The 25,846-nt window shown below is 70.6% G+C and carries 25 protein-coding genes and 1 pseudogene; 13 read left to right on the top strand and 13 right to left on the bottom strand.

What is annotated here, in order from left to right:
- Nucleotides 1-20: 20 nt before the first annotated feature.
- Nucleotides 21-800: an SDR family oxidoreductase gene (locus HNQ70_RS10065; protein WP_183967007.1), complete on the bottom strand. Its 780-nt coding sequence runs from the start codon at nt 798-800 to the stop codon at nt 21-23.
- An 89-nt stretch (nt 801-889) separates the two neighbouring features.
- A complete protein-coding gene (locus HNQ70_RS10060; RefSeq protein ID WP_183967005.1) occupies nt 890-2,410 on the bottom strand; it encodes a helicase HerA-like C-terminal domain-containing protein in 1,521 nt (506 codons plus the stop codon).
- A 132-nt stretch (nt 2,411-2,542) separates the two neighbouring features.
- Between HNQ70_RS10060 and HNQ70_RS10055 the strand changes: the two genes are divergently transcribed.
- From HNQ70_RS10055 to HNQ70_RS10010, 10 genes and pseudogenes are all read left to right on the top strand, one after another.
- Nucleotides 2,543-3,274, top strand: coding sequence for a YebC/PmpR family DNA-binding transcriptional regulator (locus tag HNQ70_RS10055; RefSeq protein WP_183967003.1), 732 nt, complete (start codon nt 2,543-2,545; stop codon nt 3,272-3,274).
- A gap of 6 nt (nt 3,275-3,280) precedes the next feature.
- Nucleotides 3,281-4,567, top strand: a complete 1,287-nt coding sequence (gene purD, locus HNQ70_RS10050) for a phosphoribosylamine--glycine ligase (protein ID WP_183967001.1) — start codon at nt 3,281-3,283, stop codon at nt 4,565-4,567.
- Nucleotides 4,564-5,553 carry an oxygen-dependent coproporphyrinogen oxidase gene (hemF, locus tag HNQ70_RS10045; protein WP_183966999.1) on the top strand — a complete coding sequence of 330 codons (990 nt, stop codon included), beginning with the start codon at nt 4,564-4,566 and terminating at the stop codon, nt 5,551-5,553. Before purD ends, hemF begins: the two co-directional genes overlap by 4 nt.
- The gene (gene nadD / locus HNQ70_RS10040) at nt 5,550-6,230 is read left to right on the top strand and encodes a nicotinate-nucleotide adenylyltransferase (protein ID WP_343060728.1); all 681 of its coding nucleotides are present in this window, start codon (nt 5,550-5,552) and stop codon (nt 6,228-6,230) included. The genes hemF and nadD overlap by 4 nt, the downstream gene beginning before the upstream one ends.
- Before the next feature lie 19 nt (nt 6,231-6,249).
- Nucleotides 6,250-6,618, top strand: a pseudogene (gene rsfS, locus HNQ70_RS10035) (ribosome silencing factor); the annotation flags it as partial.
- A gap of 64 nt (nt 6,619-6,682) precedes the next feature.
- On the top strand, nt 6,683-7,153 hold the full coding sequence (rlmH, locus tag HNQ70_RS10030) for a 23S rRNA (pseudouridine(1915)-N(3))-methyltransferase RlmH (RefSeq protein WP_183966990.1): 471 nt from the start codon (nt 6,683-6,685) through the stop codon (nt 7,151-7,153).
- 28 nt (nt 7,154-7,181) lie between these two features.
- Nucleotides 7,182-7,817 (top strand): Maf family protein, encoded by a 636-nt coding sequence (locus tag HNQ70_RS10025; RefSeq protein WP_183966988.1) that lies wholly within the window; start codon nt 7,182-7,184, stop codon nt 7,815-7,817.
- Nucleotides 7,814-9,277, top strand: coding sequence for a ribonuclease G (rng, locus tag HNQ70_RS10020; protein ID WP_183967961.1), 1,464 nt, complete (start codon nt 7,814-7,816; stop codon nt 9,275-9,277). Before HNQ70_RS10025 ends, rng begins: the two co-directional genes overlap by 4 nt.
- Before the next feature lie 181 nt (nt 9,278-9,458).
- A complete protein-coding gene (locus HNQ70_RS10015) occupies nt 9,459-9,749 on the top strand; it encodes a nucleotidyltransferase family protein (protein WP_183966986.1) in 291 nt (96 codons plus the stop codon).
- Nucleotides 9,742-10,095, top strand: a complete 354-nt coding sequence (locus HNQ70_RS10010; protein WP_183966984.1) for a HepT-like ribonuclease domain-containing protein — start codon at nt 9,742-9,744, stop codon at nt 10,093-10,095. Before HNQ70_RS10015 ends, HNQ70_RS10010 begins: the two co-directional genes overlap by 8 nt.
- A gap of 73 nt (nt 10,096-10,168) precedes the next feature.
- On the opposite strand, the gene HNQ70_RS10005 is transcribed toward HNQ70_RS10010, so the two are convergent.
- The 4 genes from HNQ70_RS10005 to HNQ70_RS09990 form a co-directional block, all read right to left on the bottom strand.
- On the bottom strand, nt 10,169-12,406 hold the full coding sequence (locus tag HNQ70_RS10005) for an exonuclease domain-containing protein (protein ID WP_183966982.1): 2,238 nt from the start codon (nt 12,404-12,406) through the stop codon (nt 10,169-10,171).
- Nucleotides 12,407-12,503: 97 nt separating this feature from the next.
- Nucleotides 12,504-12,863, bottom strand: a complete 360-nt coding sequence (locus tag HNQ70_RS10000; RefSeq protein WP_183966980.1) for a hypothetical protein — start codon at nt 12,861-12,863, stop codon at nt 12,504-12,506.
- Between the two features lie 88 nt (nt 12,864-12,951).
- Nucleotides 12,952-14,760 (bottom strand): sodium:solute symporter family protein, encoded by a 1,809-nt coding sequence (locus HNQ70_RS09995; protein ID WP_183966978.1) that lies wholly within the window; start codon nt 14,758-14,760, stop codon nt 12,952-12,954.
- A 10-nt stretch (nt 14,761-14,770) separates the two neighbouring features.
- Entirely contained in the window at nt 14,771-15,025 is a 255-nt protein-coding gene (locus tag HNQ70_RS09990) for a DUF4212 domain-containing protein (RefSeq protein WP_183966976.1), read from the bottom strand.
- Between the two features lie 160 nt (nt 15,026-15,185).
- Between HNQ70_RS09990 and HNQ70_RS09985 the strand changes: the two genes are divergently transcribed.
- On the top strand, nt 15,186-16,727 hold the full coding sequence (locus HNQ70_RS09985; protein WP_183966974.1) for a putative nucleotidyltransferase substrate binding domain-containing protein: 1,542 nt from the start codon (nt 15,186-15,188) through the stop codon (nt 16,725-16,727).
- A gap of 43 nt (nt 16,728-16,770) precedes the next feature.
- Here the strand turns inward: HNQ70_RS09985 and HNQ70_RS09980 are convergent, their stop codons facing one another.
- The 3 genes from HNQ70_RS09980 to HNQ70_RS09970 form a co-directional block, all read right to left on the bottom strand.
- Nucleotides 16,771-17,100, bottom strand: a complete 330-nt coding sequence (locus HNQ70_RS09980) for a rhodanese-like domain-containing protein (protein WP_183966965.1) — start codon at nt 17,098-17,100, stop codon at nt 16,771-16,773.
- Nucleotides 17,101-17,170: 70 nt separating this feature from the next.
- Nucleotides 17,171-17,758 carry a peroxidase-related enzyme gene (locus tag HNQ70_RS09975; protein ID WP_183966963.1) on the bottom strand — a complete coding sequence of 196 codons (588 nt, stop codon included), beginning with the start codon at nt 17,756-17,758 and terminating at the stop codon, nt 17,171-17,173.
- Entirely contained in the window at nt 17,755-18,558 is an 804-nt protein-coding gene (locus tag HNQ70_RS09970) for a glycosyltransferase family 2 protein (RefSeq protein WP_343060727.1), read from the bottom strand. The genes HNQ70_RS09975 and HNQ70_RS09970 overlap by 4 nt, the downstream gene beginning before the upstream one ends.
- A gap of 74 nt (nt 18,559-18,632) precedes the next feature.
- Here HNQ70_RS09970 and HNQ70_RS09965 point away from each other — a divergent pair, with 74 nt between their 5' ends.
- Entirely contained in the window at nt 18,633-19,718 is a 1,086-nt protein-coding gene (locus tag HNQ70_RS09965; protein ID WP_183966961.1) for an SDR family NAD(P)-dependent oxidoreductase, read from the top strand.
- A complete protein-coding gene (locus HNQ70_RS09960; RefSeq protein WP_183966959.1) occupies nt 19,715-20,953 on the top strand; it encodes an O-antigen ligase family protein in 1,239 nt (412 codons plus the stop codon). The genes HNQ70_RS09965 and HNQ70_RS09960 overlap by 4 nt, the downstream gene beginning before the upstream one ends.
- A 55-nt stretch (nt 20,954-21,008) precedes the next feature.
- Here HNQ70_RS09960 and HNQ70_RS09955 read toward each other — a convergent pair whose 3' ends face one another.
- Genes HNQ70_RS09955 through HNQ70_RS09940 form a run of 4 tightly spaced genes read right to left on the bottom strand, consistent with a single transcriptional unit; the run spans nt 21,009 to nt 25,844 of the window.
- Complete coding sequence (locus HNQ70_RS09955; protein WP_183966957.1) at nt 21,009-21,650, bottom strand: class I SAM-dependent methyltransferase; 642 nt, start codon at nt 21,648-21,650, stop codon at nt 21,009-21,011.
- 23 nt (nt 21,651-21,673) lie between these two features.
- Entirely contained in the window at nt 21,674-22,774 is a 1,101-nt protein-coding gene (locus tag HNQ70_RS09950) for a glycosyltransferase family 4 protein (RefSeq protein ID WP_183966955.1), read from the bottom strand.
- A 38-nt stretch (nt 22,775-22,812) separates the two neighbouring features.
- Nucleotides 22,813-24,558 carry a lipid A export permease/ATP-binding protein MsbA gene (gene msbA / locus HNQ70_RS09945; protein ID WP_343060726.1) on the bottom strand — a complete coding sequence of 582 codons (1,746 nt, stop codon included), beginning with the start codon at nt 24,556-24,558 and terminating at the stop codon, nt 22,813-22,815.
- Nucleotides 24,555-25,844, bottom strand: coding sequence for a glycosyltransferase family 4 protein (locus HNQ70_RS09940; protein WP_183966953.1), 1,290 nt, complete (start codon nt 25,842-25,844; stop codon nt 24,555-24,557). The genes msbA and HNQ70_RS09940 overlap by 4 nt, the downstream gene beginning before the upstream one ends.
- Between the last annotated feature and the right edge of the window lie 2 nt (nt 25,845-25,846).

Here is a 25,846-nt window from a genome sequence, read left to right as displayed (position 1 = left end):
GAGTTGCTTCAGAGTTCGCTTCAGAACGTGCCGGGGTAGTTGCCGCCGTCGATCAGGAAGTTCTGCCCGGTGACGTAGCCTGCCTGCGCGCTGCACAGGTAGGCGCAGGCCTGGCCGAACTCCCAGGGATCGCCGAAGCGCCCCGCGGGCACCGTCGCCGCACGACGCCGCTCGGCCTCGGCCGCGTCGATGCCCTGCGCCTTCGCGGCGGCCGCGATCGTGGTGCGCAGGCGGTCGGTGGCGAACATTCCCGGCAGCAGGTTGTTGATGGTGACGTTGCGGCCCGCGGTCTTGCGGGCGAGCCCGGCGACGAAGCCGGTGAGGCCGCTGCGCGCGCCGTTGGACAGCGCGAGCACGTCGATCGGCGCCTTCACCGCGCTCGAGGTGATGTTGACGATCCGCCCGAAGCCGCGCTCCATCATGCCGTCCACCGTCGACTTCATCAGCTCGATCGGCGTGAGCATGTTCGCGTCGATCGCGCGGATCCAGTCGTCACGGGTGAAGTTGCGGAAGTCCCCGGGCGGCGGGCCGCCGGCGTTGTTCACCAGGATGTCCACCTGCGGGCAGGCGGCCAGCGCCTCGGCGCGCCCCTCCGGGGTGGTGATGTCGCAGGCCACCGCGACGACCGTCACGCCGGTCTCGCCGCCGATGCGCGCCGCCGCTTCGCGCAGCGGCTGGGCCGAGCGCGCGTTGATCACCAGGTTGACGCCCTCGGCGGCCAGCGAAGCCGCGCAGCCATGGCCCAGTCCTTTGCTCGCGCCGCACACCAGCGCCCACCTGCCTTCGATTCCAAGCTTCATCCGGTCGTCTCCCGTCCTCGTTCGTGTCGTATTCGTGTGGTCGATGCATCCCGCTCGCGCCGCCGGTGCGCCGGGCTGCCGCGCCCGGGCTAGCGCCTGCGCAGCAGCGAGCCGAGCACTCCGCGCACCAGTTCCCTGCCGATCGTGGTCCCGATCGACCGGGCCGCGCTCTTGGTGGCCGCCTGCAGCGGCGTTTCGCGGCGCGAGGCCGTGCGGCGCGCGCTGCCCTGGCCGCCCCCGAGCACCCCGCCGAACAGGCCGCCCAGCATGTCGCCGAAGCCGCCGCCCTGGTCGGGCTGCTCGGCGGGAGCCTCCGCATCGGGCTGCGCCGCCGCGGACCCTGCCTTCAGCCGTTCATACGCGGACTCGCGGTCCTGGGTCGTGTCGTAGATGCCGGCCACCACCGAGCCCGCGATCAGCGCGCGGCGCTCCTCGTCGGTGATCGGCCCGATCCGCGAGCCGGGCGGGCAGATCCAGGCGCGCTCGACCTCGTGCGGACGGCCCTTCGCGTCCAGGAAGGACACCAGCGCTTCGCCAACGCCCAGCTCGGTGATCGCCTGCTCGGCCTTGAACTTCGGGTTCGGGCGCATGGTTTCCGCTGCCGCCCTGACGGCCTTCTGGTCGCGCGGCGTGAACGCGCGCAGCGCGTGCTGCACGCGATTGCCGAGCTGGCCGAGCACCGTGTCCGGGATGTCGAGCGGATTCTGCGTCACGAAGTAGACGCCCACGCCCTTGGAGCGGATCAGCCGCACCACCTGCTCCACCTTCTCCAGCAGCGGCTTGGGCGCGGCGTCGAACAGCAGGTGGGCCTCGTCGAAGAAGAACGCGAAGCGCGGCTTCTCGCGGTCGCCGACCTCCGGCAGGTTCTCGAACAGCTCCGACAGCAGCCACAGCAGGAAGGACGCGTACAGCCGCGGCGAGTTCATCAGGCGATCGGCGGCCATCACGTTGATCACGCCGCGGCCGCTCGCGTCGGTCTGCATCATGTCGTCGAGGTTGAGCATCGGCTCGCCGAAGAAGCGGTCCGCCCCCTGCGAGTCCAGCGTCAGCAGGCTGCGCTGGATGGCGCCGATCGAGGCGGTGGAGATGTTGCCGTACTCGGTGGTGAACAACTTGGCGTTGTCCCCGACGTACTGCAGCATCGCGCGCAGGTCCTTGGCGTCGAGCAGCAGCAGGCCCTGGGCGTCGGCGACCCGGAACACCAGGTGCAGCACGCCCTCCTGGGTCTCGTTCAGGCCCAGCATCTGCGACAGCAGCGTCGGCCCCATGTCCGAGACCGTGGCCCGCAGCGGATGGCCCTTCTCGCCATAGACGTCCCAGAGCGTGACCGGATAACCGGAGAACTGCGGCGTGGGCAGGCCGTAGCGGTCCAGGCGCTCCTGCAGCTTCGGCGACATGCTGCCCGGTTGCGAGACCCCGGCGAGATCGCCCTTGACGTCGGCCACGAACACCGGGATGCCCGCATCCGAGAGCTGCTCGGCGATCACCTGCAGGGTGACGGTCTTGCCGGTGCCGGTGGCGCCGGTGATCAGCCCGTGGCGGTTGGCCAGCGCCGGAAGGACGCCCAGTTCACGGGAGTCGGCGATGGCGATGCGGAAAAGGTCGGTCATGGCGTGGGGGCCGGCCGCGCGCGGCCCGTGCCCGGCAAGGGTGGGTGGTAAAATCGCGGTTTCCCCGCAGACGAATCATTCGAACATGCCGCCCGAGGCCGATGCAAGCCAGGGCGACTGAGAGGGCAAGTCATGGCCGGCCATTCCAAGTGGGCCAACATCCAGCACCGCAAGAACCGGCAGGACGCGAAGCGCAGCAAGGTCTTCACCCGCGTCCTGAAAGAGATCGTCGTCGCAGCCAAGCACGGAGGCTCCGACCCGTCGGCCAACCCCCGGCTGCGGCTCGCCATGGACAAGGCATCCGAGGCCAACATGGCCAAGGATACCGTGCAGAAGGCCATCGCACGGGGCGCGGGCGGGCTCGAAGGCTCCAACTACGACGAGATCCGCTATGAGGGTTACGGGATCGGCGGCGCAGCGGTCATCGTCGACTGCATGACCGACAACCGCACGCGCACGGTCGCCGAGGTCCGCCACGCCTTCTCCAAGCATGGCGGCAACCTGGGCACCGACGGCTCGGTCGCATTCCAGTTCAAGCATTGCGGACAGTTCCTGTTCGCGCCGGGCATCTCGGAGGACAAGGTCATGGAGGCCGCCATCGACGCGGGCGCCGAGGACGTCGCCTCCGACGACGAAGGCGGCGTCGAGGTGATCTGCGCGGTGCCCGATTTCTCCGCGGTCAAGCAGGCCCTCGAGGCGGCTGGCCTGAAGGCCGAGGTCGCCGAGATCACCATGAAGCCGCTGAACGAGACCGAGCTCGCCGGCGACGATGCACTGAAGATGCAGAAGCTGCTCGACGCGCTGGAGAACCTCGACGACGTCCAGCAGGTCTACACCAACGCGGTCTTCGATGAACAGGAATAGGACGCGATGAATCTCCTGGTGGTGGGTTCGGGGGGGCGCGAGCATGCGCTGGCGTGGCGCCTGGCGCAGTCCGAGCGGGTCACGAAGGTATGGGTGGCGCCGGGCAACGGCGGCACGGCGCACGAGCCCAAGCTGCAGAACCTGCCGCTCACCGAGATCGACTCGCTGGCCGAGTTCGCAAGGCGCGAGCAGGTGGCCTTCACGGTGGTGGGGCCGGAGGCCCCGCTGGCCGCGGGCATCGTCGACGCCTTCCGCGACAAGGGCCTGCGCATCTTCGGCCCCACGAAGGCGGCGGCCCAGCTCGAGTCCTCGAAGGACTTCGCCAAGGCCTTCATGAAGCGCCACGGCATCCCCACTGCCGGCTACCAGACCTTCACTGACGCCGCGGCGGCACACGCCTACGTCGATGGCCGGGGCGCGCGCGTCGTGATCAAGGCCGACGGCCTGGCCGCCGGCAAGGGCGTGGTGGTGGCCACCTCCCTCGAAGAGGCGCACGCGGCGATCGACGCGATGCTGATCGACAACCGGATGGGCTCGGCCGGCGCGCGCGTGGTCATCGAGGACTTCCTCGAGGGCGAGGAAGCGAGCTTCATCGTCCTGGTGGACGGGCGCAACGTGCTGGCGCTGGCCTCCAGCCAGGACCACAAGCGCCTGCTCGACGGCGACGAAGGTCCGAACACCGGCGGCATGGGCGCCTACTCCCCCGCGCCGGTGGTCACTCCCGAGATCCACGCCAAGGTGATGCGCGAGATCATCATGCCCACGGTCAACGGCATGGCCCGGGACGGCATCCCCTTCACCGGCTTCCTCTACGCCGGGCTGATGATCGACGCCGCCGGCCAGCCCCGGACGCTCGAGTTCAACTGCCGAATGGGCGACCCCGAGACCCAGCCGATCATGGCGCGCATCCGCAGCGACCTGGCCGCCGTGTTCGAGAAGGCCATCGACGGCCGGCTCGACGAGGCGGAGATCACCTGGGACCGGCGCACCGCGCTGGGCGTGGTGCTGGCCGCGCACAACTACCCGGAAGAGCCGCGCAAGGGCGACGCCATCACCGGCCTGCCGGCCAATGGCAACGACCCCGAGTCCGACTGCCTGGTGTTCCATGCCGGCACCACCGAGAGCGACGGGCGGGTCCTCACCAGCGGCGGCCGCGTGCTCTGCGTCACCGGCCTGGGCGACTCGGTCAAGATCGCGCAGGCACGCGCCTACCAGGGCATCGACTCGATCCGCTTCGAGGGCATGCAGTACCGCCGCGACATCGGCCACCGCGCGCTCGCGCGCAAGCGATGAGCGCAGGCGCCAAGCCGGGCCCGGCGCCCACGGCTCCGGCCCCGTCGCACGCCGTCCCGGCCGCCGCGTCGCACGCCAGTGCCGACGCGGCACGGGTGCGCGACTATCTCACCGGGCTGCAGGCACGGATCGTCGATCGGCTCGAGGCGCTGGATGGCAGCCCCTTCCGCTCCGACCGCTGGGAGCGGCCCGAGGGCGGCGGCGGCCTGACCCGCGTCATCGAGGACGGCGGGCTCTTCGAGCGCGGTGGCGTCAACTTCTCCCACGTGATGGGCAAGGCGCTGCCGCCCTCGGCCAGCGCGCAGCGGCCCCAGCTGGCCGGCCTGCCCTTCGAGGCGATGGGCGTGTCGCTCGTGCTGCACCCGCGCAACCCCTACGTGCCCACGGTCCACATGAACGTGCGCTTCTTCGTCGCGCATGCGGCGCCCGGCAGCGGCCAGGAGGACTCCTGGTGGTTCGGCGGCGGCATGGACCTCACGCCCTACTATCCCTTCGAGAAGGACGTGGTGCGCTTCCACTCGGTCTGCCGCGACGCGGTGCAGCCCTTCGGCGAGCACCTGCATCCGCGCTTCAAGCAGTGGTGCGACGACTACTTCTTCCTGAAGCACCGCAACGAGCCGCGCGGCGTGGGCGGACTGTTCTTCGACGACTTCAGCGAGGGCGGCTTCGAGCACGCCTTCGCGATGACCCGCAGCGTGGGCGACCACTTCCTGGATGCCTGGGCGCCGATCGCCGAGCGGCATCGCGACCAGCCCTATGGCGAGCGTGAGCGCGACTTCCAGGCCTACCGCCGGGGCCGCTACGTCGAGTTCAACCTGGTGTTCGACCGCGGCACGCTGTTCGGCCTGCAGTCCGGCGGCCGCACCGAGTCCATCCTGATGTCGATGCCTCCGGTGGTGCGCTGGCGCTACGACTGGCGCCCGGCAGCCGGCTCGCCCGAAGCGCGCCTGTACGACGAGTTCCTGGTCCCCCGGGACTGGGCGTGAGCGCGCAGCGGATGGCGCAGGATCTCCCGGCCCGCAGGCGCATCGGCATCCTGGGCGGCACCTTCGACCCGATCCACGTCGGCCACCTGGCGCTTGCGCGCTCGGCGCGCGCCGCGCTGGCGCTCGACGAGGTGCGCTTCATCCCCACCGGCGCCTCCTGGCAGAAGGGCAGCGTGGTCGCGGACGCCGGCCAGCGCCTGGAGATGGTGCGCCTCGCCGTGGCGGACGTCGCCGGTTTCCGCGCCGACGATCGCGAGACGCGTCGCAGCGGGCCGAGCTACACGGTCGACACCCTCACGGAACTGCGCGCCGAACTCGGCCCCGACCCCGCGCTGGTGCTGCTGCTGGGCAGCGACCAGCTGCGCAACCTGCCCACCTGGCACCGCTGGCGCGAGCTGGTCTCGCTGGGCCACATCGCCTGCACGCAGCGCGAACGGGTCAGCCTGCAGGACCTGCCGCCGGAGATCGAAGAGCTGCTTCGCGAACACGGCAGGCAGGCGCTTGCGGACGCCGCCAGCGGCTCGGTGGTGCTGTTCTCGATGCCCCCGGTGCCGGTCTCGGGGACCGCGCTGCGCGCCCAGCTGGCCCGCGGCGAGCGCCCGGCCGGACTGTTGCCGCCGGCGGTTCTGGAATATATTGAATCCCGAAAACTGTACGGGCGCACAAGCGCCCGCTGAACCTAGGACCCAAGGAAAGATGGATCTGCGCAAACTGCAGCGCGTCGTCATCGACGCGCTCGAAGATGTCAAGGGGCAGGACATCCGGGTCTTCAACACGACCGAACTCACCGACCTGTTCGACCGGGTGGTGGTGGTCAGCGGCACGTCCAACCGCCAGACCCGGGCGCTGGCCTCCAACGTGCGCGAGCGGGTCAAGGAGCTCGGCGGCCACGTCATCTCTGTGGAAGGCGAGGAAACGGGCGAATGGGTGCTCGTCGATCTCGGCGACATCGTCGTGCACGTGATGCAGCCGGCCATCCGCAGCTACTACAACCTCGAGGAGCTGTGGGGCGGCAAGCCCGTGCGCGTGAAGCTGGGCGCCACCGGCGCAGCCGCCACCGCCGCCGCGCGTCGTTGAGGGCGGCAGGCACGGCAGCAGCCGGGCCGCGCCTGCGCCCGGCCGCGCATCGATGCTGATCCGCATCGTCGCGGTCGGCACCAGGATGCCGGCCTGGGTCCAGGCCGCGGTCGACGACTACACCGGCAGGATGCCCCCGGAGCTGCGCGTCGAATGGCGCGAGGTCCGCGCCGAGCAGCGCTCGGCGGGCGCCACGCCGGCCGTCTGGATGGCCCGCGAGGCGCAGCGCATCCGCGCTGCCCTGCCCCCGGGCGCGCAGCTGGTCGTTCTCGACGAGCGCGGCGCCGACCTCGACACCCGCCAGCTTGCCGGCCGGGTGCAGCGCTGGCAGCAGGCGGCCCAGCCGATCGCAATCCTGATCGGCGGGCCCGACGGACTCGACGACGCGCTCAAATCGCAGGCAGCCGAGCGGCTTCGGCTGTCCAGCCTCACCCTGCCCCATCCGCTGGTCCGGGTACTGCTGGCCGAGCAGCTCTACCGCGCCTGGTCGGTGCTCGCCAACCACCCCTACCATCGCGACTGATCCGTCGCGCACCCGCCGACCCGCTGCCATGACCGATTTCGTCTACCTCGCATCGAAGAGCCCGCGCCGCCAGGAGCTGCTGCGCCAGATCGGCGTGCGCTTCCGCGTCCTGGAGCCGCTGGACCCCGAGGCGGCCGAGGCGCTCGAGGCCCCCCTGCCCTCGGAATCCCCGACGGTGTACGTCGGGCGCGTGGTGCGCGCCAAGCTCGAATCGGCGCTCGCCAGCCTGGCACCCCGCGGACTCGAGGCTGCGCCGGTGCTGGCCGCCGACACCACCGTCGCAGTGGGCGGCAGGATGCTCGGCAAGCCGGCAACCGCGGCGGAGGCGCGCGAGATGCTGCGCCTGCTTTCGGGCCGGTCCCACCGGGTGCTGACCGCGGTCGCGCTGGCGCGCTCGAGCCGGCGCGAGGTCGTGGTGAACGTCTCGCGGGTCAGCTTCGCGCGGCTGTCGACCGCGGAGATCGACGACTACGTCGCCAGCGGCGAGCCCTTCGACAAGGCTGGCGCATACGGAATACAGGGCGCCGCCGGGGCCTTCGCGCGGCGGATCGAGGGAAGCTACTCCGGTATCATGGGCTTGCCCCTGTACGAGACTGCCCGGCTGCTGCGCGGCCTGCCCGGAGTGCGAAACCCCGAACACGCAGGCGCCCCGCAATGCCGATGACCGAAGAAATCCTCGTCAACCACAGCGCGCACGAAACCCGCATCGCAGTCGTCCAGCAGGGCGTGGTCCAGGAGCTCCACCTGGAGCGCGCCGCCTCGCGCGGCCTGGTCGGCAACGTCTACCTGGGCCGCGTCTCCCGCGTGCTGCCGGGAATGCAGTCGGCGTTCATCGACATCGGGCTCGAGCGCGCCGCCTTCCTGCACGTCGCCGACCTCTGGCAGTCGCGCGCCAACAGCCAGAGCACCGGCCACGCGACGCCGATCGAGAAGCTGCTCTTCGACGGCAAGCCGCTGCTGGTCCAGGTCATCAAGGATCCCCTCGGCACCAAGGGAGCGCGGCTGTCCACGCAGATCAGCATTGCGGGCCGCCTGCTGGTCCACCTGCCCCAGGATCCGCACATCGGCGTCTCGCAGCGCATCGGCAACGACAGCGAACGCGCGCTGCTGCGCAGCCGCCTGCAGAAGCTGATGCCCGAGGACGAGCGCGGCGGCTTCATCATCCGCACCTCCGCCGAGGACGCCCCGGACGCGGAGCTTGCCGCCGACGTCGCCTACCTTCGCAAGCGCTGGCGCGAGATCCTCGACGAAAGCCAGCGCAAGCCCGCTCCCTCGCTGCTCTACCAGGAGCTGAGCCTGACGCAGCGAATGCTGCGCGACGTGGCCGGCGAGGCGACCGCAGCGATCCAGATCGACAGCGCCGACGAATGCCAGCGGATGATCGAGTTCGCCAACACCTACGTGCCCGGGCTCGCGGGGCTGATCCGCACCTACAACGGCGAGCGCCCGCTGTTCGAACTGCACGGGGTGGAGGGTGAGATCGAAAAGGCGCTGGCGCGCCGCGTGGACCTGAAGTCGGGCGGCTACCTGATCATCGACCAGACCGAAGCGCTGACCACGGTCGACGTCAACACCGGCGGCTACGTCGGCGGGCGCAACTTCGACGACACCATCTTCAAGACCAACCTCGAGGCCGCGCACTCGATCGCCCGCCAGCTGCGGGTGCGCAACCTCGGCGGCATCATCATCGTCGACTTCATCGACATGACCAGCGCCGAGCACCGCGACGCGGTGCTCACCGAGCTGAAGAAGGCGCTGGCGCGCGACCGCACCCGCACCACCGTGAACGGCTTCACCACGCTGGGACTGATCGAGCTCACCCGCAAGCGCACCCGCGAGTCGCTGGCGCACGTGCTGTGCGAGTCCTGCCCCACCTGCGCCGGGCGCGGCATGCTCAAGACCCCGCGCACCGTCTGCTACGAGATCCTGCGCGAGATCCAGCGCGAGGCCAGGCAGTTCGACCCCAAGGAATTCCGCATCCTGGCCTCGCAGGACGTGGTCGACCTCTTCCTCGAGGAAGAGGCCCAGCCGCTGGCCGCGCTCGGCGACGCCATCGGCAAGCGGATCTCGCTGCAGGTCGAGAGCATCTACAGCCAGGAGCAGTACGACATCATCCTGGTGTGAAGTGCCGCGCGGAACGGTGTGGCCGCGCGATGAAGGCTCAGGGTCTCCCGCGCTCGTCGGCTTGTCCGCGTCCGCGCATCCCTCGATAATCAGTGAGCCTCGACCCGACGCATCCCGGCTCGCGCCAGGTGCCTTCGGTGAGACTGAACCGGGAAGCCGACCACCCACCGAGGAGAATCCGATGAATCGCGCGCAGGTGCTGGATTCGCTTGCCCGAAGCAAGCCCGTCCTGGCTGCCCGCTACGGGGTTTGCGGCCTGGCGCTGTTCGGTTCCACCGCACGGGACTCGGCTCGGCCCGACAGCGATATCGACATCCTCGTGTCCTTCGACGGACCTGCAAGCTCCGATCGATACTTCGGCGTCCAGTTCTACCTGGAGGACCTCCTTGGCCGCCCGGTCGATCTGGTGACGGAAAAGGCACTTCGCCCCGAACTGCGCCCGTTCATCGAACGCGAGGCCGTGCATGTCTGAGGGTGTCGAGCGGGCATGGCGTTTCTACATCGACGACATGATCGCCTTCGCGGGTAAGGTGCTCGACTATACGAGAGGCATGGACCAGCCGGCCTTCGTGGCGAACCGTCTCGTTTACGACGCGACGCTTCGCAACCTGGAGCTGATTGGCGAGGCGGCGAGCCACGTGCCAGCGGACGTTCGGGCAGCCCACCCGGCAGTGCCATGGCGGATGGTGGTTGCGACCCGGAACAGGCTGATCCACGGTTACCTCGGTATCGACGACGACACGATCTGGAGCATCGTCGACTCGGACGTGCCCTCCCTGCTGGAGGCGCTACGTGAGCTCGATTCGCCATCCGCATGATGGCGAGCCCGGCCGCATGGCCGGCCAGGAGCAGTACGACATCATCCTGGTGTGAGCCGCGGCACACGGCCACTCAGTACGACAGCCGCGCAAAGTAGGTGCGCTGCGCCTCCTCGCGGGCCTGCCCCAGCGTGTGGATGCCCATGGCCTCCAGCAGCGGGATCAGCCGCAGCAGCACCTCGGCGGTGACGAGCGCATCGCCGAGGGCGGTGTGCCTGCCGATCACCGCGATGCCGAAGCGTTCGGCGATCGCCTCCAGCCGGTGCGAGGACTGGTTGGGATGCGCCACCGCGGACAGCAGCAGCGTGTCCAGCACCGGCTGCTCGAAGCGCACCCCGGTGGCCTCCTCCTTGAGCTGCAGGAAGCGCATGTCGAAGGCCGCGTTGTGCGCGACCAGCACCGTGTCCTGCGCATAGGCGTGGAAGGCGGGCAGCACCTGGTCGATGGTGGGCTGGCCGCGCACCATGTGCGGCTCGATGCCGTGGATCGGGATCGATGCCCGCGGGATCGAGCGCCTGGGATCGACCAACTGCTCGAAGGACTCGGAGCGCCGCAGCTTGCCGTTGAGCACCCGCACCGCGCCGATCTGGATGATCTCGTCGCCGGCGGAAGGCTCGAGCCCGGTGGTCTCGGTGTCGAACACCGTGAAGGCGAGCTCGGCCAGGCGGCGATCCTCGAGCGCGCGCGTGGTCGCGCTGCTCTGGAACAGGTCGAAGTCATAGAACTCCGGACGGCTGCGGCCGCGCAGGAAGGCCTCGGCCTCCACCTCGGCCATCTCCCTGGCCCGCGGCAGGACGAAGCGGAAGAACGTGAGCTGGCGGGCCCGATCGCGCAGGAACTCGAAGGACCCGGCATGCCGCTGCGCCACCTCGCGCACCGTCAGCATGGCCGCGCCGGCCGGAATGGGGTCCAGCTCCCAGGTCATCGCGGTCTCGGTGCTCATCGCGCCGCCGCTCCAGACCAGGTCAAGGTTCACCCGATCCTCCTCACCTTCGGCGAGCCTCAGCCTGATGTCTCGGACGCCGTGCTCGTCGCGCAGCCGCTGCGCCAGAGCGCCGATCGCCTCGAGGACGGCAAACCCGTCGATTCGCAGCCACAGCGCCGGATCCACCTCGTCGATCGCGCAGCGCACGCCCGCATTCGCCTCGATCTGGCTCCTGGCGCCGTCGAGGAATTCCGCGCCCGGCACCTCCTCCAGCGGCCAGCGCCCGGTGGCGCCATGCGCGAAACGGGCAGCGACCTCACGCAGCCTGCGCCGCATCGCCTCGACCTCGTCCCGCGCCTGTTCGGCCAGGCGATCGCGCACGGACGGCACTTCGGACCCGGCCGCCAGCCGTTCGATCTGCGATCCCACCCGGGCCAGCGCGGAGCCCGTCTCGTCCGCGAGTGACAGCACCAGTCGATCGCGCTCCGATTCGCGCTCGAACTCCACCGTGACGTTCTCCAGCATCAGCACGAAGCCGGCGAGCGGCGGGGTCCTGTCGACGGCCTCCCCGCTGTCGTGCTCGCCGCCGCCGGAACCGCCGCTGCCGGGCTTCCCGCTCTCGTCTGGCGCCACGTCACGCACCGGCGACATGCGGACCCGCAGCAATTGCCCGCCCTGGGTGAGCATGACGAAGCGGGCGGTGGGGTTGGCCGCGCCGCGCTGCAGCCGGCTGCGCACGCCGCCAAGCGCATGCGCGACCAGGCGGCGGTCGAAAACGCTGTAGATCGAGCGCCCCAGGCCGATCAGCTCGGCGCCGTCGGCCAGCATTGGCGCTGACGACAGCGCGCGGAACTGCAGGCGCGCACGGCTGTTGTAGAGCAGGATCCTGCCGTCGAGATTGCAGACCACGACGCTCTGGTCGAGCTCGCTCATCAGCGCAGCCAGCCGGTTGCGCTCCTGCTCGACACCCCGGCTTGCTTGGGCGACCCGGGCCTCGATGTCGCGCCCGAGCTCAGAGCGCTGGCGCGCGAGCAGGTTGATCGCCTCGGCGAACCCGCGCATCTCGGCGCTGCCGGTCATCGGCAGTTCACGATCCACGCCCGGCGCAAGCAGCGCCTGGGCCTGCTCCAGCAGCCGCGCCGGGCCCGCCACCCAGCGCAGGTGAAGCGCCCGCGCCAGGTAGCCCGCGGGCAGCGCCAGCAGCAGCACGCCCATGGCCACCAGCGGCAGGTGGGGCAGCAAGGCATCCAGGAACTGGCGGCGCAGGTCCGGTTCGATGACAGCGCCCAGCAACAGCGACATCGCGGCAAGCCAGGCCAACAGCAGCACCGCGGCCGAGACGGCGGAGACAAGGACCGTCGAAAGCAGCCGCCGGTCGCGCTTCACGGCGCGTCGCCCTGACGCGAACTGCGCGCCCGAAGCGCCCGAAGCACCTGACCGGTCGCCGCCGGGGTCGTCATTGGCAGGCCCGCGCGCCGGAAGCTCAGCCCTTCGCTCGCGCCGTCGGCGCCAACAGGTGGGCGTGCCGGCCCAGCGCGAAGCTCGCGAAGAACTTGCACCAGATGGTGGTCCCGGCGATCGCGGTCCAGGTCTCGTAGGGCAGCGCGCCGAAGCCCACTCCGACGATCACGAAGACCGCGGCCACGCCCGCCACCGCGTTGATGATGCACTCGTAGGGCGCCCATCGCGCGGGATCCGCGGGGGGCTCGCCTCGCTTGAGTGCGACCTCGGAGAAGTCGCGCCTGAACGCAATGCGCCAGGCGCGCCTGAGCCAGAAGAAGGCCATCGGGAACAGGGCCAGGAACATCACCCAGGTCATCGCCACACCAACGTCGAACACCATGCGCGGCTCCTGAAACGAAGGGCCTCGCCGGCAGCGCCGGCGAGGCCGGGAAGCGGACCGCGCCCGGGAAGCCCCGGGCGCCGCCGCGTCAGTGCGAGCCCTCGACGGCCTTCGAGCCGCGCGGGATGCGCACCGATTCGACCATCGCCTGGATGTGCTCGGGCGGCTCCTTGGTCACCTTGTCGACCAGGAAGGCCACCGCGAAGTTCACCAGCGCACCGATCGCGCCGAAGGCTTCGGGCGTGATGCCGAAGAAGCTGTTTGCTCCGCCGATCAGGTCCAGGTACTCGGTGCCCTTCACGAAGAAGAGGCCCTTGTGCGCGAACACGTAGAACAGCGTGACGAACAGGCCGGCCAGCATGCCAGCCATCGCGCCTTCCTTGTTCATCTTCTTGCTGAAGATGCCCATCATGATCGCAGGGAACAGCGAGCTTGCGGCAATCCCGAATGCCAGCGCCACCGTTCCTGCCGCGAAGCCCGGCGGATTCAGGCCCAGCCACCCGGAAATCACGATCGCGACCGCCATCGAGATCTTGCCAGCCATCAGCTCGCCCTTCTCGCTGATGTCCGGCTTGAACACCCCCTTGATCAGGTCGTGCGAGACCGCCGAGGAGATCGCCATCAGCAGCCCTGCGGCGGTCGACAGCGCAGCCGCCAGACCCCCTGCAGCAACCAGTGCGATCACCCAGTTGGGAAGCAGGGCGATCTCCGGGTTGGCCAGCACGATGATGTCCGCGTTGACGTCCAGCTCGTTGCCCTTCCAGCCGGCAGCCTCCGCCTTCTTCAGCACCTCCTCGTTCTTCGTCTTGTCGTTGTAGTACTGGATGCGGCCGTCACCGTTCTTGTCCTGGAACTTGAGCAGCCCGGTCTTCTCCCAGCGCTTCATCCAGTCCGGCCGCTGCTCGTACTGGATGGCTGCGTCGGCGGCGAAGGGATCCGAGTCCTGCATCACCACGCCGGGCGTGACGGTGCGGATCAGGTTGGTCTTGGCCATCGCCGCGACCGCGGGCGCGGTGGTGTAGAGGATCGCGATGAAGATCAGCGCCCAGCCGGCCGACAGGCGCGCGTCGCTCACCTTGGGCACGGTGAAGAAGCGCATGATCACGTGCGGCAGGCCGGCGGTGCCGATCATCAGCGACATCGTGTAGACGAACATGTTCAGCGTGCTGCCGGCCGTGGTGGTCGTGTACTTGCCGAAGCCCAGGTCGGTGACCACCTGGTCGAGCTTGGAGAGCAGCGAGACGTCATGGCCGACCAGGTCCGAACCCAGGCCGAGCTGCGGGACCGGGTTGCCGGTGAGCTGCAGCGAGATGAATACCGCGGGAATCGTGTACGCCAGGATCAGCACGATGTACTGCGCCACCTGGGTGTAGGTGATGCCCTTCATTCCGCCGAACACCGCGTACATGAACACGATGCCCATGCCGACGTAGATGCCGACGTCGCTGGACACGCCCAGGAAGCGCGAGAACGCAACGCCCACACCCGTCATCTGTCCGATGATGTAGGTGATCGAAGCAGTCAGCAGGCACAGCACCGCCACCGTGCTGGCCGACTTCGAGTAGAAGCGATCGCCGATGAACTGCGGCACGGTGAACTTGCCGAACTTGCGCAGGTAGGGCGCGAGCAGCATCGCCAGCAGCACGTAGCCGCCGGTCCAGCCCATCAGGAACAGGCCGCCGCCGTAGCCCATGTTGGAGATCAGGCCGGCCATCGAGATGAACGAGGCAGCCGACATCCAGTCGGCCGCGGTGGCCATGCCGTTCATGATCGGGTTGACGCCGGAGCCGGCAACGTAGAACTCGCTCGTGGTGCCGGCGCGCGCCCAGATGGCGATGCCGATGTACAGCGCGAAGGAGAGTCCGACGACGAGATAGATCGTGGTTTGGAGTTCCATGTCGGCTTCCTCAGTCTTCGTGGACGTCGAACTGGCGATCGATCTGGCCCATCTTGTGTGCGTAGTAGAAGATCAGCACGACGAAGACGTAGATCGAGCCCTGGTGGGCGAACCAGAATCCGAGCGGATAGCCGCCCAGCTTGATGTTGTTGAGCACATCTGCGAACAGGATGCCCGCGCCGAAAGACACCAGGAACCAGACGATCAGGATCTTGGTGAGCAGTCTCAGCGTGGCACTCCAGTAGCCCTTGGAGTCGTGGTTCATGGCTGGGTCCCCTCCGGTTTGTATGGACGGCATCGAATTCGTGCCCCCGCCCGGAGAGTCGCCGGAAAAACTTACGTCACTCTGACGCCCGCCCCCGGGAATACCCCGAGCGCACTCCGGAGAACCAGATAATTCGGGCGCATGGCATGATCCCCGTGCGATGAGCAAAGCCAACGACGCCAGGGCCCGGCAGGGCGGACAGCCCGAGCCCCGGGCGCCGCAGGGCGCAGCCTCCGAGCCCCCTGCCGTGCCGCCCCCCCCGCAGGAGCTCGACCCCCATCTGGGGCTGGTCGCTACGCCGGTGCGCTCGCTGTTGCGCCGGGCGCCGGTGACCCTGTCGCCGGCCGCCTCCGTCCGCGATGCCGCGGTGCTGATGCGCGAGCAGCGCGTCTCTTCGGTGCTGCTGGTCGACGACGGCAGGCTCGCGGGCATCTTCACCGACCGCGACCTGCGCAACCGCGTGGTGGCCGCTGGCGTGGCCACCGACCGGCCGGTGCGCGAGGTGGCCACCGCCAACCCGCTGACGATCGGGCTCGAGGCGCTGACCTTCGAGGCGTTGCTGCTGATGGCGCGCAACAACGTGCACCACGTTCCGGTGATGGACGGCCAGCGCGTGGCGGGCATGATCACCTCGAGCGACCTGACCGAGCACCGCAGCGCATCGCCGGTCTTCCTCGTCAGCGAGATCCACGAGCAGCGGGACTTCGAGGGCCTGGCCCGCGTAAGCGCAAGAGTGCGCGACCTGCAGCGAAACCTCGCCGCCGCGGACGCCACCGCGCATGCCACCGGGCAGGTGATCACCGCGATCACCGACGCGGTCACGGTCCGGCTGCTGCAGCTCGGCGAGCAGCGGCTCGGCCCGCCGCCCGTCGGCTATGCCTGGGTTGCCGCGGGCTCGCAGGCGCGCTGCGAACAGACCGCGAAGACCGACCAGGACAATTTCATGATCCTGGACGACGCCTACGACGCGGCCCGCCATGGCGAGTACTTCGAGGCGCTGGCGCGCTTCGTCTGCACCGGCCTGGACGCCTGCGGCTACGTGTTCTGCCCGGGCGGAATCATGGGGATGACCGACACCTGGCGCCAGCCGCTGCGCATCTGGAAGCAGTACTTCCGGCAGTGGATCGGCGAGCCGGAGCCCAAGGCGCTGATGCTGACCTGCGTGTTCTTCGACCTTCGCCACATCCATGGCAGCACCGGGCTTGCGGACGCGCTGCAGGAGGACTTCCTCGCACGTGCGAAGGGCAACGGGATCTTCCTTGCCTTCATGGTCGGCAACGCGCTCGGCTTCCGGCCGCCGCTGAACCTGTTCGGCAACATCGCCCCCGCCCGCAAGGGCGAGCATCGCGGAACGATCGATCTCAAGCACCAGGGCATCGTGCCGGTGGTCCAGCTTGCCCGGGTCTCCGCGCTCGCCGAAGGCCAGCCCCAGGCGAACACCCAGGAACGGCTGGAGCTCGCGACCGCCGGCGGCGAGATCAGCGAACAGAGCGCGCGCGACCTGCGCGACGCGTTCGAGTTCCTGTCGGTGACGCGGATCCGCCACCAGGCGCGGCAGATCGCCGCCGGGCAGCCGCCCGACAACTACATGGCGCCCCGGGATCTGTCCAACTTCGAGCGCATCCAGCTGCGCCAGGCGTTCGCGGTGGTGCAGTCGATGCAGAGCGTGCTCGGGCAGCGGCACCAGTCTGGGCGATTCTGACCCCGGCGGCGGGGCCCGCGGGCCAGGTGGAGGGACTCGCTACTCAGCCTGCCGTCACCGGCAGCCCGTGCGCGTGCCACAGCCCGATGCCGCCTGCCAGGTTGGTCACGCGCGAGTAGCCGTGGTGGATCAGGTACTGCACCGCCTGGAAGCTGCGTCCGCCGCTGGCGCAGGCGAGGATCAGGTCCTGGTCGCGCGGCAGTTCGTCGCGGCGGCGCTCGAACTCGGACAGCGGGATCACGACAACGTTGGGGGCGTCGAAGGCGGCGCGCGCGATCTCCGCGCGCTCGCGCACGTCCACCAGCCAGGCGGTGCCGGCGTTCAGGCGCTCCAGCGCGCTGGGCGGATCCAGCTGCAGCGGTGCATGGCTCATCTCGATGCTTCCTTGTTCGGGGACTGGCGCAGCGCCGGGCGGCGCGGCGCCCGGCGGCTCAGGCCGTCCCTCAGGCCTTCTTCTCGCGGGGCACGCGCCCCATCAGGTAGAACTCGGCGTTGGGCATCATGCCGCTGAAATTTGCCATCCGGTTCGACAGCGCGAAGAAGGCGGCAATCGCGCCCACGTCCCAGATGTCCTCGTCGTCCAGGCCGTGCGCGGCCAGGCGCTCGAAATCGGCCTCGTCGACGGTGGCCGACGCGGTGGCAACCTTCATCGCGAAGTCGAGGATGGCGCGCTGGCGCGGCGATAGCTGGGCCTTGCGGTAGTTGGTGGCGAGCTGGTCGGCGATCAGCGGGTTCTTCTCGTAGATGCGCAGGATGGCGCCGTGCGCGACCACGCAGTAAAGGCAGCCGTTGGCGCCGCTGGTGGCCACCACGATCATCTCCTTCTCGCCCTTGGTGAGCGCGCCCTGGCGCAGCATCAGCGCGTCGTGGTACGCGAAGAAGGCGCGGAACTCGGCCGGCCGGCGCGCGAGCTTGAGGAACACGTTGGGCACGAAGCCCGACTTCTCCTGCACCGCCAGCAGCTGGCTGCGGATGTCCTCGGGCAGGTCGTCGAGCGGGGGAAGCGGATAGCGGTCGGCGGTGGCGCTCATGCTCGGTCTCTCGTGGAATCGGCGGCGCCAGTGCGCTCGCCAGGGTTGGCCGCCGGCGCGGGCATGCCCGCGAGCCGGTAGCGAAGGAAGGTGCCGCGCGCGTTCAGCGCCGCGATGGTCAGGCCGGCGCGGCCGTCGAGGAAGCCCAGCCGCAGCAGGTAGCCGCGCAGGAAGGTCCAGGCGCCATGCACCAGCGCCGAGACCGGCCCGCCGCGGCCGCGCGCGCGCAGCTTCTCGGCGCCGAGCCGCGCGTAGCGCTCGGTCTTCTCGACGGCGTCCTGCATCGAATCGACGCTGTCGTGCAGCAGCAGGCCGGCGAGCTCGCCGTGCGGCGGCGGGCAGTCCACCCGCTCATGGACCGCATCGTCGGTGAAGCGCGCATGCGCGCGCCTGAACAGGCGCAGCACCCGGTCGTTGCGCCAGTCGCCGTGGCGGATCTCGCGGCCGCAGAACGAGGAGCTGCGCGTGACCCAGTAGGCGTGCGGACCAGCGGGAGCCCGCACCGCGGCGAGGACGGCGTCGCGCAGCGCAGGGGTGACCTCCTCGTCGGCATCGATCGAGAAGACCCACTCGCCCCTGGCGAAATCCAGCGCGCGGTTCTTCTGCGGACCGAAGCCCGGCCAGTCGGAACTTGTCTCGACGCGCGCGCCGAGCCGGCGCGCGATCTCGACCGTGGCGTCGGTGCTGCCCGAGTCGAGCACGATGCGTTCGTCGGCGAACTCGACCGAGCGCAGGCAGCGCTCGATGCGATGCGCTTCGTTCTTCGTGATGACCGTGACCGACAGGAGAGGCGATGGCACGTTCGCAAGCCGCGGGATGGCGCGCAGGGCGCGGGCGGCGCTCTGCTATGCTTTTCATTTTAGCGTTTTCCCCAATGGGCCCTACCGTCCTGGTCACCGGCGCCGCCGGGTTCATCGGCATGCACGTCAGCCGCCGCCTGCTCGCGGACGGCCATCGCGTCGTCGGTGTCGACAACCTCAACGACTACTACGATCCCGCGCTCAAGAAGGCGCGGCTGGCGCAGCTCGAGTCGGCCGCGGGCTTTCGCTTCGTGCGTCTGGACATCGCCGACGCCGCCGCCGTCGACGCCCTGTTCCGCGAGGAGCGGCCCGGCCACGTCGTGCACCTGGCCGCGCAGGCCGGGGTGCGCTACGCGCTGACCAGGCCCTTCGCCTACGTCGACAGCAACCTGATGGGCAGCACCGTCATTCTCGAGGCCTGCCGGCACCATGACGTGCGCCACCTGGTGTTCGCCAGCAGCTCCAGCGTCTACGGCGGCAACTTCAAGGTGCCCTTCTCGGAGGCAGACCCGGTCGACCACCCGGTGAGCTTCTACGCGGCCACCAAGCGCGCCAACGAACTGATGGCGCACAGCTATGCGCATCTGTTCGGGCTGCCGGTGACCATGCTGCGCTACTTCACCGTGTACGGCCCCTGGGGCCGCCCGGACATGGCGATCTGGAAGTTCACCGAGGGCCTGCTCGCCGGCACCCCGATCGACGTCTACGCCGGCGGCGGACTGTCGCGCGACTTCACCTTCGTCGAGGACGCCGCCGATGCCACGGTGCGACTGCTCTGGCAGCCCCCCGTGCGTAATGGGCACCCCGGGGACGGCAGCCCCCGCGAAGGCGAAGCCGGCTCGACCGGCGCCCAGGCGGGAACCGACCCGGATCCGGCACGGGCAGGCCGCCCGGACACCAGCTGGGCGCCCTTCGAGGTCTACAACATCGGGCGCTCCGACCCGAGCACGGTCAACGAACTGCTGGCGCTTCTCGAGCAGCGCACCGGGGCGCGGGCACGGCGGCGCGAACTGCCGATGCAGCCTGGCGACGTGGTACGCACCTGCGCGGATCCGTCGAAGCTTCGCGCAGCCGCCGGATTCGAACCGAAGGTGCCGCTTGCCGAGGGGCTCGGCGCCTTCGTCGACTGGTATCGGGGCTGGCGGGAGCGGCGGGCTTGAACGCTGCCGGCGGGGCGCCTGCGCTCCGCGGGCTCGCAAGCCTGCTGGTCGTGGCGGCGCTGCCCGCCGCGGTGATCGAGTCCAGCCTGGGGGGCGCGGCCTTCTACCTGCTCGCCCTGCTGGGCCTGGGCCTGGCCCTGCGCGATCCGGCCGGTGCCCTCGCCAGGCTGCGCGCGATGCCCGAACTGGCGATCGCGGCGCTGCTGCTGGCCGGACTCAACCTCTCCTCGGTGCTGGCCTTCGGGCTCCCGGCCCGGGCCTTCTCCTGGACACCGCTGCTGCTGATGCCGCTGCTGGCGCTGGTGGCCGGCCACGGCCTGGTGGGCCCGCGCGCCCTGTTCGCCGGCGGGGCGCTTGGCGCGGCGGCGGCCCTCGGGGTGTCGGTCGTGGACCTGCTCGCGATCGGGCAGGAGCGCCCCACGGGCACGCTCAACGCCATCGTCTTCGGGCAGATCTCGGTGCTGTGTGCGATGTACGCGCTGGCCGGCCTGCTGCGCGACCCCGGCCGGCTGCGCAGCCTGGCCTACCTGGCGGCGGTCGGCGCCGGCATCGCCGCCACGGTGGCCTCCGGGACCCGCGGCGCCCTGCTCGCGCTGCCGCTGCTCGCTGCGCTGGCCTGGCGGGCGCCGGCGCTTGCCGGTGCAGCGCACCCGCCGCCGGGCGGAGGCCACCGCCGCGCGCTCGTCGCGGTCGCGCTGTGCCTGTCGCTGGGCGTCGCCGCGCTCGGCCATCGCCTCGACCTGTGGGACCGGCTGACCCTGATCGACGACGAGGTCGCTGCCTACCAGGAGGGCGAGGTCGGCGCCCGGTCGGTCGCGCTGCGGCTGGCGATGTGGCAGGCCACGCTCGACATCGTCGCCGAGCACCCGCTGTTCGGCGCCGGAGCGCACCGCTTCAAGCCCGAGGTGGAACGGCTGCAGGCGCAGGGGCGCTACCCGGCCGATGCGGTGGTCTACTCGCATCCGCACAGCCTGCCGATGTCGATCCTCGCCCAGTACGGGGCGATCGGCCTCGCGGTGGCGGCGCTCGCGGCCTGGCTGGCCTGGCGCGGCCTGGCGCGCAGTCCCCCCGCGCTGCGTCGGGTCGGACGCGTGAGCCTGGCGATGTGGCTGGTGCTGGGGCTCACCAACGACGTCTTCGCGCACCAGAACACGCTGCGCGTGCTGGCCTTCGGCCTTGCGCTGTGCGCGGCGATGCGCGAACACCGGCCGGAGCGGCCGGGACTGCCGGCCTGAACGCGCTGTCGCAGCGCCGAAGCCTGCGGCGCCGCAGCCCGCGGCCCGCCCAAGCTCAGCCCGGCTTGACGAACCGGAAGCCGATGTTGCGCGCGAACAGGCGCGGAAAGCGGGAGCGGAAGGAACCCCCGCCCTCGATCACCCGGATCTCCTCGAGCTTCAGCCCGTAGCGGGTCATCCGCGCGATGAAGTCGTCATAGGCGAGGAATTTCACGTGGGTGGGATCCTTGGCCGACAGCAGCGGGCGCCCTCGGAGGACTCGCCAACGATCGTTCAGGTGATAGGCGAGCGGGATGGTGCCCAGGAACAGGCCGCCGGGGCGCAGCACCCTGGCCATCTCGCGCACGCTGATGTCCCAGTAGGGCAGGTGCTCGAGCACCTCGCATGCGACCACCACGTCGAATTCGCCGTCGGCGAAGTCCAGCGGCTGGTTCAGGTCGGTGGACCGGGCGTCGATGCCCCGCTCGCGCGCCCGCGCGATCGCCTCGGGGTCGATCTCGCAGCCGACCACCTCGTTGCCCGGCAGGTAGTGGCGCGTGAGCTGTCCGTCGCGGCAGCCGAAATCGCACAGGCGCCGCCCCTGCCCGATCCATCGGCTGAGCAGTTGCGCGCGCTCCTCCTCGCGAACGGCGAAATCGGGGCGGCGGTTCGCGGCGTGGTGGCTGCGGTAGAGCTTCTCGAGGGATTCGTTCTGCATGACTGGCATTGTCCCGGAAAGCGTCAGCGAACGGCGCGCGCAGCGGCCGCCCGGCGAAAGACGTCCTCCATCCGGTCGAGCATCGACTCTCGGGTGAAGCCATCCAGGCAGTGCGCGCGCGCAGCGGCGCCCAGCGAAGCGCGCAGCGCAGGGTCGGCGCGCAGCCGCAGGATGGCCGCGGCCAGCGCGGCGCTGTCCTGCTGTGCCACCACCAGCGCGGTGCGTCCGTCCAGGGCGATCTCGCCGATCGCCCCGGCCGTCGTGGTGATGCTCGGCAGGCCGCACAGCATCGCCTGGATCAGCGCCTGAGGCACGCCCTCGTTGGCGTAGGACGGCAATGCGAAGACGTCGAAGGCCTGCAGCCAGGCTGGCACGTCGGTGCGCTGGCCGACCAGCCTCACGCGGCCCTCGAGGCCGCCGTCGGCCACCTGCCGCGCAAGCGCCTCCTGCTGCGGCCCGTCGCCAACGATCACCAGCAGCAGCTCCGGGTCGGCGAGCGGCGCGACCGCGTCGACCAGGAAGCGATGCCCCTTCCAGCTGCGCAGCGTGGCCACGATGCCCACGATGAAGCGGTCGGCGGGCAGCCCGAGCGCGGCGCGCGCGCTGGCGCGGTCGGCGGGCGCGAAGCGTTCGTGATCGATGCCGGTGGGAATCGAAACCACCCGCTGGGGATCGCTCCCGGTGCGCCGGATCACCTCCTCGCGCAGGCTCTCGCCCGTGGTCACGACGAAGGCGCTGGCGCGCGCGTAGAGCCAGCGGTTGGACGCCGTGCGCGCGATCGGCGCCGAGATGTGCCGGGTGCGCACCAGCGCGGGGGCGTCGCGCAGGCTGGCGCAGGCCAGCGCCGCCAGCCAGCTGTCGGTGGAGCTGTGGGTGTTCACCACGTCGAAGCGGCGCTCCGAGAGCAGCCGGCGCAGCGCGCGCAGGCCGGGCAGGCGCTTCCTGCCGATCGGCAGCGGAATCAGCTCGAGACCGTGCGCCGGCGCCTCCCGCGCGATCGGCGCCTCCGGAGGGCAGGCGAGCGCGACCCGGTGGCCGCGCGCGATCATCCCCGCGGATTCGCTGAGGATGCGGATCTCCTGCCCGCCCCAGCCGCAGGACGCTTCGGTGTGGAGGATGTCCATCTGCGATTCCCTTGAAGCGCCCGCGCTGCCGATGCGCGTCAGGCCTGGCCGGCGGAGGCGTACTGGATGCGGTGCAGCTGCGCGTAGATGCCGCCGCGCGCGATCAGCTCGGCGTGCCGTCCCTGCTCGACGATGCGCCCGCCCTCGAGCACCACGATGCGGTCGGCGCGCTCGATCGTCGACAGCCGGTGCGCGATGACCAGCGTGGTGCGCCCGGCCGTCGTGCGCTCCAGCGCGTTCTGCACCTCCCGCTCGGTGTGCGAATCCAGCGCGGAAGTCGCCTCGTCCAGCAGCAGCACCGGGGCGTCCTTGAGCAGCGCCCGCGCGATCGCGAGCCGCTGCCGCTGGCCGCCGGAGAAGCGCGCGCCGCGCTCACCCGCCGGCGCATCCAGCCCCTGCGGCAGCGCCCGGACGACCTCGTCGAGCGCGGCGGCCCGCAGCGCCTCCCAGATCGCCTCGTCGCTCACGTCCCGCGTCACGCCGAAAGCGACGTTGGCCCGCACGGTGTCGTTGAAGAGCACGATGTCCTGGCTCACCAGCGCGAGCTGGTCGCGCAGGCTTCCAAGCGCCAGCTCCGAAAGCGGCACCCCATCGAGCAGCACGCGTCCCGAGGTGGGCGAGAAGAAGCGCGGCACGAGGTTCACCAGCGTGGTCTTGCCGCCGCCGGAGCTGCCCACCAGCGCGACCAGCTCGCCGGGCTCGATGTCCAGGTCGATCTCCGAGAGCGCGTCCCGGTCGGCGCCCGGATAGCGGAAGCTCACCTTCTCGAAGCGCAGGGCGCCGCGCGCGCGCTCCAGCGTGCGGGTGCCTTCGTCCGGCTCCGCCGCCTGGTCGAGCAGGTGGAACACGCTCTCGGCGGCGGCCAGCCCGCGCTGCAGCGGACCGTTGATGTCGGCCAGGTGCTTGAGCGGCGCCAGCAGCATCAGCATCGCGGTGATGAACGACACGAAGCCGCCCACCGTGGTCTGGTTGTCCATCGACTGCATCAGCGCGATCGACACGACGATGGCCACGGCGATCGCCGCGAAGATCTGCGTGATCGGCACCGTGGCCCCGGCGGCGACCTGGTGGCGCATCGCGAACCCGCGCAGCCGTTCCACGGTGCGCCCGAAGAGCTCGGTCTCGCGGCCGTACGCACCGAAGACCTTGATCGGCTTGTAGCCGTGGACCGCCTCCTCGACCACCCGGGTGAGCTCGCCGGTGTGCTCGAGGCTCTGGCGGTTGAGCCGCCGCATCCGCCTGCTGAAGGACGCCACCACGACGGCGATCACGGGAATCAGCACCAGCGCGACCAGGGTCAGCTGCCAGTTCAGGTAGAACAGCCAGCCCAGCAGCCCGAGGATGACCAGGCTGTCGCGCACGATGGTGGTGAGCACCCGCGTGGCCGCTGCGGTGACGTTGTTGACCTCGAACACGATGCGGGAGATCAGCAGGCCCGAGGCCTCGCGCTCGAACTCCGAGGCCGGCAGCCTGAGCATGTGGCCGAACATCTCGCGGCGCATGTCGGCCAGCACCTTGTTCGCGACCCAGGTGAGCGCGTAGTTGCTGGTGAAGGTGGCGATGCCCCGCACCACGAAGATGCCGATGATGGCGGCAGGCACGTACCACAGCGCGAGCCCCGACTTCCCGACGAAGCCCTCGTCGAGCAGCGGCTTCATCAGCGCCGGGAACAGGGGTTCGGTCGCTGCTGCGATCACCATGCCGGTCAGCGCCAGCGCGAAACCCTTGATGTAGGGCTTCGTGTAGGCCATCAGCCGGCGATAGATGGCGAGACTCTGCTTCACGGAGCCGGTGATTCTATCAGCCGCCGATAGAGGGCGATCAGCTGGGCGCCCAGCGCATCCAGCGACAGCGGCGCGACGCTGGCGCGCGCGGCGGCTGCCCGCGCGCCGCGGCCCTGCGGATCGGCCAGCGCGTCCAGCGCCCGCGCGATGCCGCCGATGTCCAGCGCATCGACCACGAAGCCGTTCTCGCCCGCGCGGATGAACTCGGCCGCGCCGCTCCTGGTGCTGGTCACCGCGGGCAATCCGCAGGCGAGCGCCTCGAGCACCGCGTTCGGGAAGGGGTCGTAGAGCGTGGGCAGCACGAAGGCGTCCGCCGCCCACAGCACCGGGCGCACGTCGTCGACGCCGCCTAGGAAGCGCACCTGCCCGGCGACGCCCAGCCGGCCAGCGAGGGCGCGATGCGCCGCCAGCTTGCGGTCGGCGCCGGCCACGAGAAGCACCGGCGGCAGGGGCTTCGGCGCCGCGGCGATTGCGGCCTCCGCAGCCGCCCTGCCGATGCCGGCGCAGGTCCGAGGGATGGCACCCGCCCCGGCCCCGGCCCCGGCCACGGCCGGATGGCCGACGCCCCGCGCGCCCGGCATCGCCGCCAGCGCGCGGATCGACGCCGCCAGGCCCTTGCGGGCGAAGCCCGAGCCCACGTACGCGAACACGGTGCGCCCTGGCTCGAGGCCCAGGCCCTCGCGGGCCGCGCTGCGCTCGGCCAGCGTCGGTGGCCGGAAGCGCTCGAGGTCCACGCCGTTGCGCACCAGGTGCAGCTTGTCCATCGGCACGCCGAAGCGCGAGTGGATCTCGCCGCGCACCATCTCCGAGTTGCAGATGACCGCGCGCAGCGCCGGGTGCGTGAACATCGCCCGCTCGGCGGCGAGCACGTAGCGGTGGTAGGGGCTCGCCGCGGTGAGCGCGGCGCGCCAGCCCGGCTCGGCGCGCCGGCGCTGCGCGAGGTACTCCGCATGCACGCCGTCGCCCGCCCGGTAGAGCGGCAGCCCGGCGATCCGTTCATGGCTCTGGACGATGTCGAAGCTGCGCCCGGCCAGCACGCGGCGCACGCCGCGCGCGAAGGACCAGTCGCGCCAGAGGCTGCCCAGGTGGAAGGGATCGACGCGCAGCAGCCGCATCGGCACCGCGGCCTCGCCGTCGCGCGGCGGCGTCCAGCGCCGCGCGATCACGGTGACCTCGGCGCCGCCCGAGGCGAGCGCAGCGAGCGCGCGCTGGACGAAGCGCTCCGCACCGCCGTAGGGGTTGTAGCGTGCGCGCACGATGGCCACCTGCAGCGGCCGGGCGTCCATCG

The organism is Quisquiliibacterium transsilvanicum (genome assembly GCF_014202215.1).
GTDB classification, from domain to species: domain Bacteria; phylum Pseudomonadota; class Gammaproteobacteria; order Burkholderiales; family Burkholderiaceae_E; genus Quisquiliibacterium; species Quisquiliibacterium transsilvanicum.
The sequence above is the reverse complement of the archived record's forward strand: the minus strand, read 5'-3'. Positions and strand labels throughout refer to the sequence as shown.

Excerpts from the sequence above, each read along its gene's own strand:
- HNQ70_RS10065 (WP_183967007.1), bottom strand. The coding sequence starts at position 800 with ATGAAGCTTGGAATCGAAGGCAGGTGGGCGCTGGTGTGCGGCGCGAGC.
- HNQ70_RS10060 (WP_183967005.1), bottom strand. The coding sequence starts at position 2,410 with ATGACCGACCTTTTCCGCATCGCCATCGCCGACTCCCGTGAACTGGGC.
- HNQ70_RS10055 (WP_183967003.1), top strand. The coding sequence starts at position 2,543 with ATGGCCGGCCATTCCAAGTGGGCCAACATCCAGCACCGCAAGAACCGG.
- purD (WP_183967001.1), top strand. The coding sequence starts at position 3,281 with ATGAATCTCCTGGTGGTGGGTTCGGGGGGGCGCGAGCATGCGCTGGCG.
- hemF (WP_183966999.1), top strand. The coding sequence starts at position 4,564 with ATGAGCGCAGGCGCCAAGCCGGGCCCGGCGCCCACGGCTCCGGCCCCG.
- rlmH (WP_183966990.1), top strand. The coding sequence starts at position 6,683 with ATGCTGATCCGCATCGTCGCGGTCGGCACCAGGATGCCGGCCTGGGTC.
- HNQ70_RS10025 (WP_183966988.1), top strand. The coding sequence starts at position 7,182 with ATGACCGATTTCGTCTACCTCGCATCGAAGAGCCCGCGCCGCCAGGAG.
- rng (WP_183967961.1), top strand. The coding sequence starts at position 7,814 with ATGACCGAAGAAATCCTCGTCAACCACAGCGCGCACGAAACCCGCATC.
- HNQ70_RS10015 (WP_183966986.1), top strand. The coding sequence starts at position 9,459 with ATGAATCGCGCGCAGGTGCTGGATTCGCTTGCCCGAAGCAAGCCCGTC.
- HNQ70_RS10010 (WP_183966984.1), top strand. The coding sequence starts at position 9,742 with ATGTCTGAGGGTGTCGAGCGGGCATGGCGTTTCTACATCGACGACATG.
- HNQ70_RS10000 (WP_183966980.1), bottom strand. The coding sequence starts at position 12,863 with ATGGTGTTCGACGTTGGTGTGGCGATGACCTGGGTGATGTTCCTGGCC.
- HNQ70_RS09995 (WP_183966978.1), bottom strand. The coding sequence starts at position 14,760 with ATGGAACTCCAAACCACGATCTATCTCGTCGTCGGACTCTCCTTCGCG.
- HNQ70_RS09990 (WP_183966976.1), bottom strand. The coding sequence starts at position 15,025 with ATGAACCACGACTCCAAGGGCTACTGGAGTGCCACGCTGAGACTGCTC.
- HNQ70_RS09985 (WP_183966974.1), top strand. The coding sequence starts at position 15,186 with ATGAGCAAAGCCAACGACGCCAGGGCCCGGCAGGGCGGACAGCCCGAG.
- HNQ70_RS09980 (WP_183966965.1), bottom strand. The coding sequence starts at position 17,100 with ATGAGCCATGCACCGCTGCAGCTGGATCCGCCCAGCGCGCTGGAGCGC.
- HNQ70_RS09975 (WP_183966963.1), bottom strand. The coding sequence starts at position 17,758 with ATGAGCGCCACCGCCGACCGCTATCCGCTTCCCCCGCTCGACGACCTG.
- HNQ70_RS09965 (WP_183966961.1), top strand. The coding sequence starts at position 18,633 with ATGGGCCCTACCGTCCTGGTCACCGGCGCCGCCGGGTTCATCGGCATG.
- HNQ70_RS09955 (WP_183966957.1), bottom strand. The coding sequence starts at position 21,650 with ATGCAGAACGAATCCCTCGAGAAGCTCTACCGCAGCCACCACGCCGCG.
- HNQ70_RS09950 (WP_183966955.1), bottom strand. The coding sequence starts at position 22,774 with ATGGACATCCTCCACACCGAAGCGTCCTGCGGCTGGGGCGGGCAGGAG.
- HNQ70_RS09940 (WP_183966953.1), bottom strand. The coding sequence starts at position 25,844 with ATGGACGCCCGGCCGCTGCAGGTGGCCATCGTGCGCGCACGCTACAAC.